Annotated in this window: 15 protein-coding genes; 14 read left to right on the top strand and 1 reads right to left on the bottom strand. The window is 69.6% G+C overall.

From position 1 onward, the window contains the following. Positions 1 to 18 precede the first annotated feature (18 nt). The 6 genes from CHB84_RS03955 (at position 19) to CHB84_RS03930 (ending at position 7161) form a co-directional block, all read left to right on the top strand. Positions 19 to 1086, top strand: a complete 1068-nt coding sequence (locus CHB84_RS03955; protein WP_342743922.1) for a zinc-dependent alcohol dehydrogenase — start codon at positions 19 to 21, stop codon at positions 1084 to 1086. Then, positions 1083 to 1640: a TRAP transporter small permease gene (locus CHB84_RS03950; RefSeq protein ID WP_089300079.1), complete on the top strand. Its 558-nt coding sequence runs from the start codon at positions 1083 to 1085 to the stop codon at positions 1638 to 1640. Before CHB84_RS03955 ends, CHB84_RS03950 begins: the two co-directional genes overlap by 4 nt. Beyond that, complete coding sequence (locus CHB84_RS03945; RefSeq protein WP_089300078.1) at positions 1637 to 2911, top strand: TRAP transporter large permease; 1275 nt, start codon at positions 1637 to 1639, stop codon at positions 2909 to 2911. The genes CHB84_RS03950 and CHB84_RS03945 overlap by 4 nt, the downstream gene beginning before the upstream one ends. Before the next feature lie 56 nt (positions 2912 to 2967). Beyond that, positions 2968 to 3996, top strand: a complete 1029-nt coding sequence (locus CHB84_RS03940; RefSeq protein WP_089300077.1) for a DctP family TRAP transporter solute-binding subunit — start codon at positions 2968 to 2970, stop codon at positions 3994 to 3996. Between the two features lie 133 nt (positions 3997 to 4129). After that, positions 4130 to 5227: a Gfo/Idh/MocA family protein gene (locus CHB84_RS03935; protein ID WP_089300128.1), complete on the top strand. Its 1098-nt coding sequence runs from the start codon at positions 4130 to 4132 to the stop codon at positions 5225 to 5227. Then, positions 5224 to 7161: a bifunctional sugar phosphate isomerase/epimerase/4-hydroxyphenylpyruvate dioxygenase family protein gene (locus tag CHB84_RS03930; RefSeq protein ID WP_245818534.1), complete on the top strand. Its 1938-nt coding sequence runs from the start codon at positions 5224 to 5226 to the stop codon at positions 7159 to 7161. The genes CHB84_RS03935 and CHB84_RS03930 overlap by 4 nt, the downstream gene beginning before the upstream one ends. A gap of 27 nt (positions 7162 to 7188) precedes the next feature. Here CHB84_RS03930 and CHB84_RS03925 read toward each other — a convergent pair whose 3' ends face one another. Continuing rightward, positions 7189 to 7593, bottom strand: coding sequence for a VOC family protein (locus tag CHB84_RS03925; protein ID WP_089300076.1), 405 nt, complete (start codon positions 7591 to 7593; stop codon positions 7189 to 7191). Positions 7594 to 7749: 156 nt separating this feature from the next. Here CHB84_RS03925 and CHB84_RS03920 point away from each other — a divergent pair, with 156 nt between their 5' ends. From CHB84_RS03920 to CHB84_RS03885, 8 genes are all read left to right on the top strand, one after another. Further along, on the top strand, positions 7750 to 8028 hold the full coding sequence (locus CHB84_RS03920; protein WP_089300075.1) for an Lrp/AsnC family transcriptional regulator: 279 nt from the start codon (positions 7750 to 7752) through the stop codon (positions 8026 to 8028). 160 nt (positions 8029 to 8188) lie between these two features. Then, entirely contained in the window at positions 8189 to 10705 is a 2517-nt protein-coding gene (locus tag CHB84_RS03915; RefSeq protein WP_089300074.1) for an ATP-dependent Clp protease ATP-binding subunit, read from the top strand. A gap of 275 nt (positions 10706 to 10980) precedes the next feature. Continuing rightward, positions 10981 to 12015, top strand: coding sequence for an L-histidine N(alpha)-methyltransferase (gene egtD / locus CHB84_RS03910; protein WP_089300073.1), 1035 nt, complete (start codon positions 10981 to 10983; stop codon positions 12013 to 12015). 201 nt (positions 12016 to 12216) lie between these two features. After that, complete coding sequence (gene senA / locus CHB84_RS03905) at positions 12217 to 13512, top strand: selenoneine synthase SenA (RefSeq protein WP_217898457.1); 1296 nt, start codon at positions 12217 to 12219, stop codon at positions 13510 to 13512. Next, on the top strand, positions 13499 to 14467 hold the full coding sequence (gene senB / locus CHB84_RS03900; RefSeq protein WP_217898456.1) for a selenoneine biosynthesis selenosugar synthase SenB: 969 nt from the start codon (positions 13499 to 13501) through the stop codon (positions 14465 to 14467). Before senA ends, senB begins: the two co-directional genes overlap by 14 nt. 20 nt (positions 14468 to 14487) lie before the next feature. Continuing rightward, positions 14488 to 15405 carry a putative selenate ABC transporter substrate-binding protein gene (locus CHB84_RS03895; RefSeq protein ID WP_089300071.1) on the top strand — a complete coding sequence of 306 codons (918 nt, stop codon included), beginning with the start codon at positions 14488 to 14490 and terminating at the stop codon, positions 15403 to 15405. Positions 15406 to 15410: 5 nt separating this feature from the next. Further along, a complete protein-coding gene (locus CHB84_RS03890; protein ID WP_089300125.1) occupies positions 15411 to 16268 on the top strand; it encodes a phosphonate ABC transporter ATP-binding protein in 858 nt (285 codons plus the stop codon). Next, the gene (locus tag CHB84_RS03885; RefSeq protein WP_089300070.1) at positions 16265 to 17974 is read left to right on the top strand and encodes a PhnE/PtxC family ABC transporter permease; all 1710 of its coding nucleotides are present in this window, start codon (positions 16265 to 16267) and stop codon (positions 17972 to 17974) included. Before CHB84_RS03890 ends, CHB84_RS03885 begins: the two co-directional genes overlap by 4 nt. The last annotated feature ends 7 nt before the right edge of the window (positions 17975 to 17981 follow it).

Raw genomic sequence — 17981 nt, 5'->3', positions numbered from 1 at the left:
CAACCGCTTACCGTCTGGATGAACCACGCAGTTGTGTCAGCGATCACCCCGCTGACCACGGATGAAGCGTTGCGAGGTAGCAGGCGAATGCGCGCCATCGTGTTGACCGAGCCCCAGGCAGTGGCTCTCGTGAACGACTGGCCGGATCCCGAACCGGGGCCCGGCGACGTGGTCGTCGCGATCCGGGCAGTCGGCTTGTGCGGCTCGGATCTGAGCGTCTACGACGGCGACCGGGCCGTACCGTCGCTGCCCTGGGTGATGGGACACGAGGGCGGCGGCGAGATCGTCGCGACCGGCCCCGGTGTCGTCGACCGGCACGTCGGGCAGCGCGTGGTCATCGAGCCCAACTACTGCTGCTTCGACTGCGTCGCCTGCCGCAACGGCCGGACCTCGGCGTGCGACAGGCGGCGCATCGTCGGGATGAACGACCCGGGTCTGCTCGCCGAGCGGGTAGCCGTGCCTGCACGCTTCACCTGGCCCGTCCCGGCCACCGTTTCCGACGGGGCGCTGGGCTGCACCGAACCGCTGGCCGTCGCCCGCACCGCGGTGCGCCGCTCCGGGGTGGCCCCCGGTGACCGGTGCCTGGTCGTCGGGGCGGGGTCGCAAGGGTTGTTCACCTGCCAGACCCTGCTTGCGGCGGGCGCACAGGTGTCGGTCACCGAACCGCACGAGGGCAGGCTGGAGCTTGCCGAGCAACTCGGAGCCAAGCGCGTCGAGACGGCGGAGGTGGAACCGTTCCCGCTGGTGTTCGACACCGCGGGCGTGCCTGCGGCCTGGGATACCTCGCTGCGAGCCGTCGCGGGCGGCGGGACGGTCGTGATGATCGGCATGAGCCGGTCCCCGGTATCGGTGTCCACCCGCGAACTGGTGCAGCGGCAGGTGACGATCGTGGGCTCGCTCATCTACGACCACCCCACCGACTTCTCCGCCACGGCCGCGGCCGTCGCCGACGGGTCGGTGACACCGGAGCAGGTTCTCCAGGCCGGTTCACACCCGGAGAACGCCGCCGCCGCGTTCGCCAAGGCCCGCGAGGCACCCGGCAAGTCCTGGATCGACCTGTCGTCCTGGCGGGAGGAGTCCGCATGAGACGCCAACCGGACGGTCCCGGAGGGCGCGCCGGCCCGGGCTTCGCGGTGCTGCGCCTGCTCGCGCGCGGCGAGCAGATCCTCGGCAGCGCACTGGTCGTGCTCGTCTTCGCGCTCATGCTCATCCAGGCACTCCAGCGCTACCTTCCGATGGACAGCTGGACCTGGGCAGGCGAGCTGGCCCGGTTCAGCCTGGTGTGGCTGACCTTCGCGGTGGCCGGCTACCTGATGGGTCGCGACAGCCACATCACCCTGAAGCTGATCGACCATTCCGTGCCGGCCGGCGCGCTGCGGTTCGTGGAGGTCGTGGCCAACCTGGTCGTCGCCGCGGTGTGCGCCGGGTTCGCCTACGAGGCCGTCGAGTTGCTGCAGCTGCCCCCGCTGCAGACCTCGCCGGGCCTGGGAATGCCGGTCAAGTGGCTCTACGTGATCCCGCTGATCGGGCTCGTGCTCACGGCGATCCGCGCGCTCGTCGCGATCGTCGCCCCTGGCGCGGGCAACGGCGACCCGGCAGGCGAACAGGCAGGCGACGGTGCAGGAGGGCAGGCGGGATGAGCATGATGCTACTGGCTCTGGGCATCGCCACGCTGCTGGTACTGCGAGTTCCGGCCGCTTTCGCCATCCTCGGGCCCTGCCTCGTCTACATGATCGCCGGGGGCCGGTCGACCGGGTTGAGCCTGCGCATGGTCACCGAGGCCGTGGACAGCTTCCCGTTACTGGCGGTACCGCTGTTCATCCTCGTCGGTGTCATCGCCAACCACACCGGCATCGCCGAGCGGCTGTTCGAGTTCGCCCTGGCCACCGTCGGCAGGCTCCGGGCAAGTCTCGGCTACGTCAACATCGGCGTCAGCCTCGGCTTCTCCTGGATGAGCGGGTCGGCACTCGCCGACGCGGCAGGCCTCGGCAAGGTCGAGGTGCCCGCGATGATGCGCAACAACTACCCGCGGAAGTTCGCCGTGGGCCTGACCGCGGCCTCCAGCGTGATCGGTCCGGTGATGCCGCCGAGCATCCCCGCGATCATCTACGCCTCCGTCGCCGCGGTGTCCACCGGCGCGCTGTTCGCCGCATCGATCGTTCCGGCCGCGCTGATGGCGACCGGCCTTGCGCTGGCCGTGTTCATCTGGTCGCGGTGGCAAACCGGGCTGCGCGGGGAACCCTTCGCCTGGCGGCGCTTCCGCACGGCGACCCTGCACGTACTCGGCCCGCTCGGCGCGCCCGTCATCATCCTCGGCGGGATCCTCGGCGGACTGTTCACCCCCACCGAGGCGGCCGCCGTCGCCGCAGCCTACGTCCTGGTACTGGGACTGGCCTACCGCAAGCTGAGCCTGCGTGACCTCGGCTCGATCGTGCGCGACACAGCCACCACCACGGCGTCGATCACGCTGATCATCGCCGCGTCCGGGCTGCTCGGCTGGATCCTTGCCCGCGAGCAGGTCCCACAGGCGATCGCCGAGGCGATGCTGGGCATCACCGACAGCCAGATCGTCTTCCTGCTCATCGTCAACGTCCTGCTGATCCTGATCGGATCGGTTCTGGAGGGAACATCGGCCCTGGTGATCACGGTGCCGATCCTGCTGCCGATCGCCGTCCAGTTCGGCGTCGATCCGCTGCACTTCGGCGTCATCGTGATCCTGAACCTGATGATCGGACTGCTGACCCCGCCGATCGGCATGGTTCTCTACGTGATGAGCCCGGTGACCGACACCCCGGTACACGAGGTCTTCCGCGGCACGGCACCGTTCCTGATCCCCCTGGTAGCCGTGTTGCTGCTCGTCACGTTCGTCCCGTCCGTCGTACTGGGCCTGCCTCACGCACTCGGTTTATGACGGTCCAACGAGTGGGCGGCCGACCCGGTACCGCCCGTCACCGTAAGGAGACAACGATGCGACACAGCACGAAACGCAAGCAGCTCCGGCTGGTGGCCGTCCTGCCGGCCACAGCCCTGCTGGCCGCCGCCTGCAACGCGGCAGGCGGCGACGGCAACGGCGGCGAGGACGGGTCCGTGACGCTGTCCTTCGCCAACAGCTACACCACCAACCACCCCCACACACGCTGCGGCATCGAGCGGGTGGCCGAGAAGGTTGCCGAGCAGGACGCCGGCGTGGAGATCGAGACGTTTCCGGACAGCCAGCTCGGCGCCGACGACGAGCGGTTCACCTCGGTGATGTCCGGTGACGTCGACATGGACGTGCAGGGCTCGTCCGCGCTCGCCTCGGCCTACGCTCCGATCGGCGTGTTCGACATGGCCTACGCCATCGACGGTCCGGACCACCTGTTCGAGGTCGTCGACGGCGGGGCGGCCGACGAGGTCTTCGCGGGCTTCCGGGAGGAGACCGGCGCTCGGGTGCTGGACACGTGGTACTTCGGGATGCGGCACTTCAGCGCCAACGAGCCGATCCGCACGCCCGGGGACCTCGAGGGGCTGCGGATGCGGTTCCCCGACTCTCCCACCTACCTGACCAACGCCGAGGCGATGGGCGCGGAAGCCACGCCGGTGGCCTTCGAGGAGGTCTACGTCAGCCTGCAGCAAGGGGTCATCGACGGGCAGGAGAACCCGATCCCGACGATCGCCGAGAAGAGCTTCGACGAGGTGCAGAGCCACGTCAGCATGAGTGGTCACCAGACAGGCTCGCAGATGATCGTGATCTCGGAGGACCGCTGGCAGGAGCTCTCGGGCGAGCAGCAGGATGCCCTCGCCGCGGCCGTGCACGAGACACGGCAGGAGAACCGGACGTGCATCGAGGAGGACGAGGACGAGATCATCCGGGAATGGGAGCAGGGCGGTGACGTCGAGATAGTCGATGATGTCGACCGCGACGCGTTCCGGGCGAGGACCGAGGAGTACTTCCTGGACAATCTCGACGGCAAGCAGCTCGAGTTCTACGAGAAGACCCGCGAGAGCACGTCCTGACCCTCACGCGGCCCGGCGGTGGGGAGATCCGGCGGCTCCCGAGCTCCCCACCGCCCACCGGTCCACCTCACCGCAGACTCCGGGAAGGACTACCCGAAGTGCACGTCCACATGCCGACCGGGCGATGCCGGAAATGACCACAACGGATAGCGCTGCCATAGCTGTCGTCGGCGCAGGGCTGATCGGCCGCACGCACATCGCGCTCGTGCGGGAGCACCCTGCGTGCAGGCTCGCGGCGATCATCGATCCCGACCCGGCCGCAGGCGACCTCGCCGAGCAGGCAGGCGTACCGCGGTACGCGTCACCGGCCGAGGCGTTCTCCGTATCCCGCTCGGACGGTGCCGTCGTCGCCACACCGAACACCCAGCACGTCGGCTGCGCGCTGGAGTGTGTCGCCGCAGGCGTGCCGGTACTCGTGGAGAAACCCATCGCCGACAACGTCGCCGACGCCGAGAAGCTGGTCGCGGCCGCGTCCGCTGCGGGCGTCCCGCTTCTGGTGGGCCACCATCGCCGGCACAGCCCCATCCTGGCCACCGCGCAGGAGATCGTGGCGCGCGGAACGCTCGGTTCCCCTGTCGCCCTCATGGGCAGCGCGCTGTTCTACAAACCGGACGGCTACTTCGAAGCCGCGCCGTGGCGTCGCGACCCCGGTGGCGGCCCCATCCTGATCAACATGATCCACGAGGTCGACAACCTGCGCGCGCTGTGCGGGGAGATCGTCGAAGTGCAGGCCACCGCCTCGACGAGCGCCCGGGGGTTCACGGTCGAGGACACCGTCGCGATCGGCTTGCGCTTCGCCGGCGGCGCGCTCGGGACGTTCCTGCTGTCCGACACCGCCGCGTCGACACGGAGCTGGGAGCAGACGTCGGGGGAGAACCCCCGTTACGCGCACGCCGGCGACGAGGACTGCTACGTCGTCACCGGAACCCGGGGATCGCTTGCCGTGCCCACCATGCGGCTGACGACCTACCAGGGGCAGCCCGGCTGGACCGAGCCGTTCGACACATCGGTGGTCGATGTGCCACGCCGCGACCCGCTGCGCGCCCAGCTCGACCACTTCCACGACGTGCTCCGTGCCGGAACGCCGCCCCTCGTCACGGGCCAGGACGGCGTACGCACGCTGCGGGCGACCCAGGCGATCGCGGCGGCGGCCCGCACCAATGGCCCTGTGGCGATCCCCGGGAACGCGGAGCAGGCCAGTCATCCGGCACACGAGGAGGGAACGCCATGACACACGCACACCCGCACGGCGGTGGCATGCGCACCAGCATCGCCACCGTGTGCCTGTCCGGCACGCTGGAGGACAAGCTGGAAGCCGCGGCCGCAGCGGGGTTCGACGGGGTGGAGATCTTCGAGAACGACCTCATCGCCTCCCCCGCCTCGCCGGAGGAAGTAGGCAGGCTGTGCGCGGACCTCGGCCTGTCGATCGAGCTGTACCAGCCGTTCCGGGACTTCGAGGGGGTCGACGAGGACCGGTTGCATGCCGGTCTCCGCCGGGCCGAGCGCAAGTTCGACGTCATGGAGCGGCTCGGCACCTCGACCATGCTGGTGTGCTCGACCGTATCGCCGCACGCTGTCGATGACGACGAGCTGGCAGCCGCACAGCTACGCACCCTGGCCGAGCATGCCTCGCGACGCGGGATCCGGATCGCCTACGAGGCGCTTGCGTGGGGGCGTTACGTCGACACATGGGCCCGTTCCTGGGATATCGTCCGGCGCGGCGACCATCCCGCGCTCGGGTTGTGCCTGGACAGCTTCCACGTGCTCTCCCGCGAGCCCTCCCCGTCCGGCATCGCCGGGATCCCCGGCGAGAAGCTGTTCTTCCTGCAGCTGGCCGATGCGCCACAGCTGTCCATGGACGTGCTGCAGTGGAGCAGGCACCACCGGCTGTTCCCCCGCCAGGGCGCTTTCGACCTGCCCACCTTCCTGCGGGACGTGCTGGACACCGGCTACTCGGGTCCGCTGTCGCTCGAGGTGTTCAACGACGTCTTCCGCCAGTCCGACCCCAACCGCACGGCTGTGGACGCGATGCGCTCCCTGCGCACCCTCGACGAGGCCGTCGACCACCGCGGTCGCGCGGTCGCTACCGAACGGGCTGCGGTCCCGGCCACAACCGGGGCCACAACCGGGACCGCGACCGGAGCCGCAGCCGGGTCACTACCCGGCGCTGCGGAGCTGACCGGCCACGCCTTCACCGAGCTGGGGGTGGACGCGCGCTCGGCAGCGAGGGTGGAGCGGGCGCTGGCCACGATGGGTTTCGCGCACAGGGGCCAGCACCGGTCCAAGCCGGTGCAGCTCTGGCAGCAGGGCACCGCACGGGTGCTGCTCAACACCGTCGACGCGGGCGACGAGCCCGGCGGGGTCGCCGAGATACGCGCGTTGGCCGTGGACAGTCTCGACCCGGCGAGCTCCGCCCGCAGGGCCGAGGCGTTGCTCGCCCCGGTGCTGCCGCGCACGCGAGGGCCCGCGGAGGCGGACCTGTCGTCGGTGGCCGCGCCGGACGGCACGGCGGTGTTCTTCTGCCGCACCGGCGCGGAGGACGACGTGGGCTGGCTGTCCGACTTCATCCTCACCGGCACCGAGACCGCAGGCGGAACGGGCCTGGCCCGCACCGACCATGTCGCCCTGACCCAGCCGTTCGACTGGTTCGACGAGGCAGGCCTGTTCTACCGGTCGGTGCTCGGTCTCGAGCCGCACCACGACGCCGAGTACGCCGCGCCGTTCGGCCTGATGCGCAGCAGGGCCGTGACCGACGTCGATGGCGACGTGCGGATCGCCCTGAACAGCACGCTGCTTCGCAGGGGCGAGTGGGCGCCGGGCGTGCCCGACCCGCAGCACATCGCGTTCGCCTCCGACGACATCTTCGCCAGCGCCCAGGCGATGCGCGAGCGCGGCGGCGAGATCCTTCCGGTCCCGGACAACTACTACGACGACCTCGAGGCCCGGCTGGAGCTCGACGCCGACCTGATCGCGCGGATGCGCGCCTGCGACGTGCTCTACGACCAGGACGAGCACGGTGCGTTCTTCCATCTCTACACCGAGATGCTCGGCTCACGGGTGTTCTTCGAGATCGTCCAGCGCGTCGGCGGCTACGCGGGCTACGGCTCGGTCAACGCCCCCGTTCGGATGGCCGCCCACCGCCGGTCGCGCCTCGCGCGGCGATAGGGCGAGGCGCGACCGTTCCCGCGTGGCCTACTGCCCCATCACGCTCGGGTCCATGTACATGACTTCCCAGTTGTGCCCGTCGACGTCCTGGAAGCTGCGCCCGTACATGCCTTCCATATCTATCGGCTCGTTCGACGGACTCCCGCCCGCACTCAGCGCGCGGTCGACCAGGCTGTCCACCTCGTCCCTGCTGTCCGCGGACAGCGCGATGATCGCCTCGGCGTGTGTGCCCGTGTCGCAGGGCTTCTTGCTGGTGAAGTTGCCAAAGAACTCCTCGACCAGCAGCATGACCGCGACACCGTCGTTGACGATCATGCAGGTGGCGTTGTCGTCGGTGAACTTCGGATCGAACTCGAAGCCCAGCTCGGTGAAGAACGCGACCGACTTCGTCAGGTCCTTGACCGGCAGGTTCACGAAGGCTTTCGTAGGCATGGTTACCCTCCACTATCGGCGTGCTGGTTCGTTGCGGCCCGCTTACGCGGCCTGTCACAGGGATGGACAAGGGCACGGAGGAAAACTCATCGCACCGGCGAGGACGGGCTATGATCAACGGGCACCCGACGTCCAGGGCCAGTCAAGGAGGCTACTGTGATCACCGCGATCGTGCTCGTGCACGCCGCACCGGACAAGCTGCCCGCGACAGCTCAAGCGATCGCCGAGATCGACGGTGTGTCGGAGGCGTACTCGTGCGCGGGCGAGATTGACATCGTCGCCATCGTCAGAGTGCCCGACCATCAGGACCTCGCGACGGTCATTCCCGAGCGGATCAACAGGGTTCCGGGCGTTCTCAAGACCGACACGCACATAGCATTCCGGTCGTATTCCCGGGCCGAGACGGAGTCGACGTTCTCTCTCGGCGAAAGCTAGTCCGATAGAACGCTCTGCCATTCCATTTTGTTCCCACTCACCACCGTGAGCTGGGCTGAAGTGACGCACATAACGCCGCGAGTCGCACCGGAAACAATCGGGCGTCCACCGACGTTCTGTCGGGTGCACATCACTCGATAACCTCCCGAAGGGGGTAGGAATGGCCAACGAATTCGGCCCCGACGGCGAACCGTTCGAGGACTTCTTCGCCCGGTTCTTCGGGGGCGACCGTTCCGTGCGCCGCATCGACATCGGCAAGCTGATGACACAGCAGGCCCACGAGGTGGTCGGCACGGCGGCGCGCGAGGCTGCCGAACGGGGCCATGGCGAGGTCGACGCGCTGCACATCCTGCTCGCAGCCACGCGGACCGAGCCGACAAGGAACCTGCTGAACGACGCGGGCGCCGACCCGGACGAGCTCGCCGAGCGGGCCGCCAAGCGCCTACCGCCTGCCGGCTCGGCCGACGCGGGCGGTGGCGACTCGACCCCGCCTCCGCTGACGTCGGCCGCCCGGTCCGTCCTGCTTGGTGCCCACCAGATCTCCCGGGCCGTCGGCTCGGCCTACATCGACGCCGACCACCTGCTGCTGGCGCTGACCGCCAACCACGGGTCCACGCCGGGCAACATCCTACTCAGTGCCGATGTCACGCCGGAGTCGCTGCAGTCGGCTGCGACAAGGACACGCGCCGACGGTGACCAGGAGAGCAGCGCGACCCCCACGCTGGACCAGTACGGCGTCGACCTGACCGCGCGTGCCAGGGACGGTGCGATCGACCCGGTCATCGGCAGGGACAGCGAGATCGAGCAGACCATCGAGATCCTGACCCGCCGGACCAAGAACAACGCCGTGCTCATCGGCGAACCCGGCGTGGGCAAGACCGCGATCGTGGAAGGCCTCGCCAGGCGCGTCGCCGAGGGCGACATCCCTGCCATGCTCTCCGGTAAGCGGATCGTGCAACTGGATATCTCCGGGATGCTCGCCGGCACGCGTTACCGGGGTGACTTCGAGGAGCGCATGACCAAGGTGATCGACGAGATCGCCGCGAACAGCTCCGAGATCATCGTGTTCGTCGACGAGCTGCACACCGTGGTGGGTGCGGGCGGCGCGGAGGGCGCCGTGGACGCCGGGAACATGCTCAAGCCGCGGCTGGCCCGTGGTGAGCTGCACATGGTCGGCGCGACGACACTCGACGAGTACCGCTCCACCATCGAGTCCGACTCGGCACTGGAACGCCGGTTCCAGCCGGTTCTCGTCGACGAGCCCGGTGTGGACGAGGCCGTCGCCGTGGTCGACGGGCTGCGCGGACAGTACGAGCAGCACCACGGGGTGCGGTTCACCGATGACGCGATCACCGCGGCCGTGACATTGTCGGATCGCTACATCACCGACCGGCACCTGCCGGACAAGGCGATCGACGTGCTCGACCAGGCAGGCGCACGCAAGCGGCTCAGTATCGGCCCCGGAGCCGACGGGCGCCGCGACCTGCGCGAGAAGGCCGAGCGGCTGGAGAGGCAGAAGGAAAAGGCGATCGCCGAGGAGGACTACGAGCGGGCGTCCGCGCTGCGCGATGAGATCAACGCGCTGCAGGACAGCCTCGCGACGGCTGTCTCGAACGAGGACGAGCACGCTGTCGAGATCACCACCGAGGACATCGCGGGCGTGGTCTCACGCGCCACCGGCGTGCCCGTACAGCGCCTCACCGAGCAGGAGAAGACCCGACTGCAGCGGCTCGAGGACGAGCTGCACAAGCGGGTCGTCGGGCAACAGGACGCGGTACACGCCATCGCCCGCTCGGTGCGACGCTCCCGCGCGGGGCTGGGTGACCCCCAGCGGCCCATCGGGAGCTTCCTGTTCCTCGGGCCGACCGGTGTCGGCAAGACCGAGCTGGCCAAGGCACTGGCGGCAGCGTTGTTCGGTGACACGGACAGCATGGTGCGCCTGGACATGAGCGAGTACCAGGAGCGGCACACCGAGAGCAGGCTGGTCGGGGCGCCGCCCGGCTACGTCGGCTACGGCCGGTCCGGCGAGCTGACCGAGGCCGTGCGGCGCCGCCCATACTCGGTGATCCTGCTCGACGAGGTCGAGAAGGCACATCCCGATGTGTTCAACATCCTGCTCCAGGTGCTGGACGACGGGCGGCTCACCGACGGGCAGGGCCGCACCGTCGACTTCAGGAACACCGTGCTGATCATGACGAGCAACCTGGGCTCGGACGTCATCTCCAGCGGGTCGGGCACCCTCGGTTTCACCTCTCCCGGCCAGGACGCCAGCGAGAGGCCCGTACGCGAACGGCTGATGGGCAGGCTCAAGGAGTCGTTCCGGCCGGAGTTCCTCAACCGCATCGACGAGGTCGTGATCTTCCGCAAGCTCAGCGCCACGGAGCTGCACACGATCGCCGACCTGTTGCTCGAGGACAGCCGGAGGCGGCTGCGGGACCAGGGTGTCGATCTGGAGTTCACCGACGCGGCCGTCGACTGGCTCGCCGAGCGAGGGCACCAACCCGAGTTCGGTGCGCGGCCGCTGCGTCGCACGATCCAGCGAGAGGTCGACGACAGGCTCGCGGACCTGCTGCTCGACGAGCAGCTGGACAGCGGCCGGCGGGTCGCCGTCGACGTGGTCGATGGCGAGCTGCGCTTCGAGGTGGACGCGAGCGACCTGGACCGGCAGGCGGCGTGACGCCAGCCGGTCACACCCCGGCCGGCACGGGCGATGCCCGCCCCGGCCGGGGTGTGATCCCCGCCGGAGGCTCGGAGGGCTGTCCACGCGTTTGCGGACGAGGGTCGGCGTAGCCGACTCGCGGGCGGAAACTGCAAGTGACCCATGATGTTCGGGGACGGCGACGTGGTGGACTGCCCGACTATGAACAAGGACGCAGGCGTGACAGCTTTCCCTGTGTCCCCTCGTCAGAGATCATCATGGGCGACCGTCCATCAGCTCACTGCGAGGTGACCATGCCGCCAGCAACCGTCGAGATCCGGCACACGCCCGAACAGGCGGCCGAGGCGCTGCGCGCCGACGCCCTCACCGGACTCACCTCGATGCCGAAGTGGCTGCCCCCGAAATGGTTCTACGACGCCAGGGGCAGTGAGCTGTTCGAGGACATCACGCGGCTCCCCGAGTACTACCCGGCCCGCGCCGAACGGGAGATCCTCGCCGAGCGCGCGCCCGAACTCGCCACCGTCACCCGGCCGGGGGCACTGGTCGAGCTCGGGTCCGGATCCTCCGTCAAGACGCGGCTACTCCTGGACGCGTTCAGCGCGAACGGGCCGCCGGACGGCCCCACCGAGGGGGGCACCTCGGTGGCTCCCTCTGGGACCCCCTCTGGGACCCTGCGCGAGTTTTTCCCGCTCGACGTCTCCGAGCAGGCCCTTCGCGAGGCAGCGCACGCCATCGCCGAGACCTACCCCGCGCTGCGCGTGCACGGTGTCGTCGACGACTTCACCAGCTCCCTCGCTGTGCCGGACGGATCGCGTCCCCGCCTGGTCGCGTTCCTCGGCGGCACCATCGGGAACCTGCTGCCCGACGAGCGCGCCAAGTTCCTGACCTCGCTACGCGACGCTCTCGACGGTGGCGAATGGCTGCTGCTCGGCACAGATCTGGTCAAGGATCCCGACACCCTGGTTCGTGCCTATGCCGACTCCCAGGGAGTGACCGGCGAGTTCAACCGCAACGTCCTGCACGTCCTCAACGCCGAGCTGGGCGCCGACTTCGTCCCAGAGGCGTTCACGCACCGCGCGGTGTGGGACGAGCGACAGGAATGGATCGAGATGCGGCTGCGTGCCGATCGGGACATGCGCGTCACGCTCCCCGGGATCGGTCTCGAGATCAACTTCACAGAGGGCGAGGAGATGCGTACCGAGGTCTCCACGAAGTTCCGTCGCGAGCACGTGGCATCCGAGCTGGCCACGGCCGGGTTCGAGCTGCACAGCTGGTGGACGGACGCGGCGGGACGGTTCGCGCTCAGCCTCGCCCGCGCGACTCCCTGAGGCACAGTCGGCGCCTGCGACTGTCAGCGCACTGACACGGAATGGCCGGAATACGGCCGAGATCAACTCTGATGGACGCTGACAGCCGGCGCGTACTGTGTTTTCATCGCTGGCGACGCTCATCGTCCCCCGGACCGGGGGAATGTAACGGCATCGCCCGAGGGCCACCAGAAGGCCCCGGCGGACGAGTAGGGAGGCGATGTGAATCACCGCGAGGTGACCGCGGAGGAACTGGCCGGCTGGATATCCGACGCAGCGCACCGCGCCGAGGAGCTCGTCGCTGACCTCACAGACGACCAGCTGATCGGTCCGCTGCTGCCCACCGTCAACCCGCTGCTCTGGGAGCTGGGGCACATCGCCTGGTTCCAGGAGCTCTTCGTGCTCAGGCGCGCCTGCGGCAGGGACCCGATCCTGCCGTATGCCGACGCCCTGTACGACTCGGGCTCCGTCCCGCACGACACGCGCTGGTACCTGGCGCTGCCGTCCCGTGAGAACACACTGTCGTACCTGCGCACCGTGGCCGAGCGCGTCGCCCAGGAGGTGACGGCGGGCGATGCCACCGATGTCGTCCGGCACTTCGCCCGCTACACAGTGCACCATCACGACACGCACACCGAGGCGTTCACCTACACCCGGCAGCTCCTCGGCCACCCTGCCCCGCACATGGCCGGGCTCACCGACACCGGGGCGTCGTTCGACGCGTCCGGCGAGGAGTTCGGCGGGGACGTCAAGTTCGCAGGTGGCCGCTTCCTGCTCGGCGCGCAGCGCAGCGACCCGTTCGTCTACGACAACGAGAAGTGGGCACATCCGGTCGACGTGGGCTCGTTCGCGATGGCGGCCACCGCGGTGACCCAGCGGGAGTTCGCGCAGTTCGTCGAGGACGGCGGCTACCGCACACCCGGTCTGTGGTCCGATGGTGGCGCCTGGCTCGCGGCGAGCGGGGCCACGCACCCGATGTACTGGCGGCCCGGACCGGACGGTGGCTGGCAACGGCGCCACTTCGACGGGTGGGTGGATCTGGAACCGGACCTACCGGTCAGCCACATCAGCTGGTGGGCGGCCGACGCCTTCTGCCGCTGGGCCGGCAGGCGGCTACCGACCGAAACCGAGTGGGAGTTCGCCGCCACAGCGGGACGGCAGGACAAGAGTACCTACCCGTGGGGATCGCGGCTGCCGGAGCCTGCGGAGGCCGCCACCGACTGGCGATCCAGGGGCCCCGTCCCGGTCAGCGCGTGCGGCCAGGGTGACTCCCCCGACGGGTGCCGGCAGATGATCGGCAACGTGTGGGAGTGGACGGCGAGCGACTTCCAGGCCTACCCGAACTTCGAACGCGACGCCTACGGCGACAACTCGGAGCAGTTCTTCGGGCAGCGCAAGGTGCTGCGCGGCGGAGGGTGGCCGACAAGGGGCCGGTACGCCCGATCCACATTGCGCAACTACTTCACACCGGACCGCGCGGACGTTCTCGCCGGGTTCCGGACCTGTGCGGTTCACTGACATGATCCTGCTGGTCAGCCCCGCGGCCCCGAACACCGTCCTCGGGAACGGGGTCACCGCCCAGCGTTGGGCCGACATCCTGCGCGAGCTCGGCCACGAGGTACGGACCGCACAGGAGTACCCGGGAGGCCGCTACACGGCGTTGATCGCGCTGCACGCGCGCAAGAGCGCGGACGCGATCCGCGCCTTCCGTGCCGAGAACCCGCAGGCACCGATCGTGCTCGCGCTGACCGGCACGGACCTCTACCCGGACCTGCGCAGCACCGGTGTCGAGCCGGAGGTGCTCGACCTGGCGTCACGCATCGTCGTGCTGCAGGAACACGGACGTGACCAGTTCGACAACGCGCGGCGCGAGCGGTGCCGCGTGATCCTGCAGTCGGTGCCACCCATCGAGCGACGCAGGCCCGCGGACGGCATCGTCGAGGTAGCCCAGCTCGCGCACATCCGCGCCGTGAAGGACCCGCTCCGCCCGGCCGCGGCCGTGCGGCTGTTGCCACCGGACTCGCGCGTCCACGTGACCCACGTCGGCGCCGCGCTCGATGACGACCTCGCGGCGGCGGCGCGAGAGGAGTCGGCGACGAACCCGCGGTACAGCTGGCTCGGTGAGCGCACCCGGGCACAGGCGCTCGACGTGCTGGCACGCAGCAGGTTGCTCGTACTCGCCTCGCAACACGAGGGTGGCGCGAACGTCATCTCCGAGGCGATCGCCGCCGGCGTCCCCGTGATCTCCTCGGCCATCCCGGGATCCATCGGCCTGCTGGGGCCCGACTATCCCGGCTACTTCCCCGCAGGCGACACCGAGTCCCTCGCCGATCTGTTCGCCGCCGCCGAGTCCGACCGCGACGGCTTCTACACCGAGTTGGCACGCCAGTGCCGGAACCTGCGACAACTCGTCGACCCGCGACGCGAGCACGCGGCCTGGGCCGACCTGCTCGCCGAGCTGTCACTGACGTGACCAGAGTGAAAGGAGCCACCATGCGCTACGCGCCCCTCAGGATCCTGGCCCTCGCGGCCGTGACGCTCGGTGCCGCGGCTTGCGGGAGCGCCCCTGGCGATCCGAGTGGTCAGGGAGGCGACGACGGTGACACCCTCAGCATCGGCGCGATCCCCGACCAGGACCCCGAGCAGCTGCAACGCACCTACGGCACGCTGGCCGACTACCTCAGCGAGGAGCTCGGCGTCGAGGTCGAGTACGTACCGGTCACCGATTACACCGCAGCGGTCACCGCATTCCAGCGCGGCGACCTGCAGCTGGCGTTCTTCGGCGGGGTCACGGGCGTGCAGGCACGCGACCAGGTCGACGGGGCCGAACCGATCGCGCAGCGCACCATCGACGCGGAGTTCGAGAGCGTGTTCGTCGCCAACACCGACACCGGTCTCGAGCCGTTCGACGACAAAGCCGGGTTGACGGAGCTGGCCGGGCACTCGTTCACCTTCGGCAGCGAGTCGTCCACGTCCGGACGGGTCATGCCCCAGCACTTCCTGTCCGAGGCGGGTGTCTCTGTGGACGAGTTCGCCGGCGAGGTCGGTTTCTCCGGATCCCACGACACCACGGCGAAGCTCGTCGAGGAAGGCACCTACGAGGTCGGCGCCCTCAACGCGGCACTGTGGGACGACCGCGTCGAGGAGGGGGCCGTCGACACCGACCGGGTCCGCGAGGTGTTCCGCACGCCCACCTATCACGACTATCACTGGCTGGCCCGGCCGGAGCTGGACGCGGAGTTCGGCTCCGGCTTCACCGACAACCTGACCCAGGCACTGCTCGACCTGGACGGTAGTGACGAACGCGAACGGGAGATCCTCCAGATGTTCCAGGCGGAGGGCTTCATCGCCACGGAGGCCGAGAACTACGAGCGGATCGAGAAGGTCGCTCGCGATGTCGGGTTGCTGTGATCGCTATGGCGCGGGACGCGGAGCAGGCGAGGCGGCGCGACCGCCGGGCCGAGCGCGCCACGGAGCGAGCGGGCCCCGAGCCGCAGGCCGGTGACCGCGACGACGATATCGTCTTCGAGCTCCGGGAGGTCAGCGTCCGGCTCGGCCAGGTCGAAGCACTGTCGGGTGTGGACCTCGTGGTGCGTTCCGGGGAACGGGTGGCGATCATCGGCCCGAGCGGCGCGGGCAAGACGACGCTGATCAGCCTGCTGAACGGCACCACGGCGGCCACGCGGGGCGAGGTGCGGGCGCTCGGCTGCCCGTACGGGCGCGCCTCGGCCAGGCACATCCGCGCTACCCAGCGACGTATCGGTACGATCCATCAGCGGTTCGACGTGGTGGCCCAGCTGCGTACGGTCCACAACGTGAACGCGGGCAGGCTCGGTGCGTGGCCGTTCTGGAAGGCTGCGCTGTCCCTGCTGCTACCCAGGGATGTGCCGCGCGTGCGTGAGGCGCTCGCGCAGGTCGGTATCCGGGACAAGCTGCACGAGCGCACCGGTGACCTCTCCGGTGGGGAGCAGCAGCGTGTCGCCATCGCCAGGGTCCTCGTGCAACAACCCGAGGCCATCCTCGCCGACGAGCCCGTTGCCAGCCTCGACCCGACCAGGGGACTTGAGATCATGAAGCTGCTCCTGGACATCAGCGCCGAGTCCGAGACCGCGCTGCTGGCCAGCCTGCACGACGTGGACATGGCGCTGGACAAGTTCGAGCGCGTGGTCGGTCTGCGGGACGGCAGGATCGTGTTCGACAAGCGCAGGGAGAACCTCCACGATGACGAGGTCCGTGCCCTGTACGCCATCGAACAGCCACCGGGGTCGGCATGACGGTGTCGCTGCGCGCGCTCGACGGGGTCGAGGAGACGTCGGCTCCCGCTCCGGCCGGGCGGAGCGGCGGCTCCCGGCGCTCACGCCAGCGGTGGTTGTGGGCACTGGCGGCCGTGGCCGTCACCGGCGCCTCGCTGGTGGCCGCCGGAGTCGGTGAGCGGGACGTGCTCCGCGCCGAGGGGATCCCCGCGTTCGTCGAGTTCTTCCGCGCGGCGGGTGCCCCCCGGCTCGACGGCGAGTTCCTGGCACTGACAGGGACGGCCGCACTCACCACCCTGGCGTACGCGGTCCTCGGCACCGCACTCAGCCTGGTGATCGGCATTGTCGGTGGCGTGCTGACCTCGCAGACATGGTGGTCACTCGGCCGCCGCGCGCGCGGCAAGCGCGGCACGGTCTCCTGGATGCTGGCACGGACGGTGCTCGTGGTGCCCCGCGGTATCCACGAGGTGGTTTGGGGCCTGATATTCCTGATCGTGTTCGGGCTCGACCCGATCGTGGCGGTACTGGCCATCGGTATCCCGTTCGGCGCGGTCACGGCCAAGGTGTTCTCCGAGCTGCTGGACGAGACCGCGCGGCAGCCGTACTCGGCCCTGCTGGCGGGCGGCGCGAGCCGGAGCTCGGCGATGATCTACGGCCTGCTGCCACCCGCACTGTCCGACCTGCTCTCCTACGGCTTCTACCGTTTCGAGTGCGCCATCCGCAGCGCAGCCGTGCTCGGCCTCGTTGGGGCCGGCGGCCTGGGTTTCCAGCTCTCGCTGAGCTTCCAGAGCCTGCACTACGACGAGATATGGACGCTGCTCTACGCACTGATCGCGCTCAGCGTCGCAGCGGACTTCTGGAGCTCGCGGGTACGGGCCAGGCGGAGTGCCCGCGCCGACGGCACGCAGCGGACCGGGCGCGGAGCCGACCCGGTTCTCGTCGGCTCAGGGGTACTCGGCCTCGCCCTGATCGTCCTGTCCGTGTGGTGGATCGGGCTGGATCTCGCCGTGCTGTGGAGCGGCGAGACGTGGGAACACACCCGGCGACTGCTCGGCGACGCATGGCCGCCCTCCCTGGCGGGCGACGGCCTGTCCGGGCTGGTGTGGCTCAGCGCGGTCACGCTCGCCATCTCGATCCTGGCCATGGTGATCGGGTTCTGCGGGGCAGCGCTGTTCGCCTTCCCTGCGGCCAACCTTCCGCGCGGCAGCTACCACACGCGGCGTCATGTGCTCTCGCGTGCCGCGCGCCTGGTCCTGTTCGCGGCGAGCAGGTTGGTCCTCGTGGTGCTGCGGGCCATCCCGCCACCGGTGTGGGCGCTATTGTTCCTGTTCGTCCTCTATCCCGGGATCCTGCCGGGCGCGCTGGCACTCGGCGTCTACACCGTCGGCGTGCTCGGCCGCCTGATGGCCGAGTCCGCGGAGAACCTGGACGTCCGGCCGCTGCGCGCGCTGCGCGCGCACGGAGCCTCGGCGGCGCAGGTCTTCTGCTACGGCGTGGTACCCGCCGCGACGCCTCGCTTCGCCGCTTACGGCCTGTACCGGTGGGAGGTCACCATCCGGGAGACCGTGGTCGTCGGCGTCGTCGGGGCGGGCGGGCTCGGTTACGCGCTGGCGCAACAGCTGAGCGGTTTCGACTACGGCGCCGCGCTGACCACGCTGGCCACGCTGATCCTGCTGACCCTGGCCGTAGACTTCATCAGCGCCGCCGTCCGCCGCACCGTGCGCTGAATGCTGA

It is taken from the genome of Haloechinothrix alba, from assembly GCF_900188115.1.
Lineage (GTDB): Bacteria > Actinomycetota > Actinomycetes > Mycobacteriales > Pseudonocardiaceae > Haloechinothrix > Haloechinothrix alba.
Note: the sequence above shows the minus strand (reverse complement) of the source record. Positions and strands in the feature narration are given on the sequence as shown.

Coding starts and splice junctions, on each gene's coding strand:
- CHB84_RS03955 (WP_342743922.1), top strand. CDS start 19: ATGAACCACGCAGTTGTGTCAGCGATCACCCCGCTGACCACGGATGAA.
- CHB84_RS03950 (WP_089300079.1), top strand. CDS start 1,083: ATGAGACGCCAACCGGACGGTCCCGGAGGGCGCGCCGGCCCGGGCTTC.
- CHB84_RS03945 (WP_089300078.1), top strand. CDS start 1,637: ATGAGCATGATGCTACTGGCTCTGGGCATCGCCACGCTGCTGGTACTG.
- CHB84_RS03940 (WP_089300077.1), top strand. CDS start 2,968: ATGCGACACAGCACGAAACGCAAGCAGCTCCGGCTGGTGGCCGTCCTG.
- CHB84_RS03935 (WP_089300128.1), top strand. CDS start 4,130: ATGACCACAACGGATAGCGCTGCCATAGCTGTCGTCGGCGCAGGGCTG.
- CHB84_RS03930 (WP_245818534.1), top strand. CDS start 5,224: ATGACACACGCACACCCGCACGGCGGTGGCATGCGCACCAGCATCGCC.
- CHB84_RS03925 (WP_089300076.1), bottom strand. CDS start 7,593: ATGCCTACGAAAGCCTTCGTGAACCTGCCGGTCAAGGACCTGACGAAG.
- CHB84_RS03915 (WP_089300074.1), top strand. CDS start 8,189: ATGGCCAACGAATTCGGCCCCGACGGCGAACCGTTCGAGGACTTCTTC.
- egtD (WP_089300073.1), top strand. CDS start 10,981: ATGCCGCCAGCAACCGTCGAGATCCGGCACACGCCCGAACAGGCGGCC.
- CHB84_RS03895 (WP_089300071.1), top strand. CDS start 14,488: ATGCGCTACGCGCCCCTCAGGATCCTGGCCCTCGCGGCCGTGACGCTC.
- CHB84_RS03890 (WP_089300125.1), top strand. CDS start 15,411: ATGGCGCGGGACGCGGAGCAGGCGAGGCGGCGCGACCGCCGGGCCGAG.
- CHB84_RS03885 (WP_089300070.1), top strand. CDS start 16,265: ATGACGGTGTCGCTGCGCGCGCTCGACGGGGTCGAGGAGACGTCGGCT.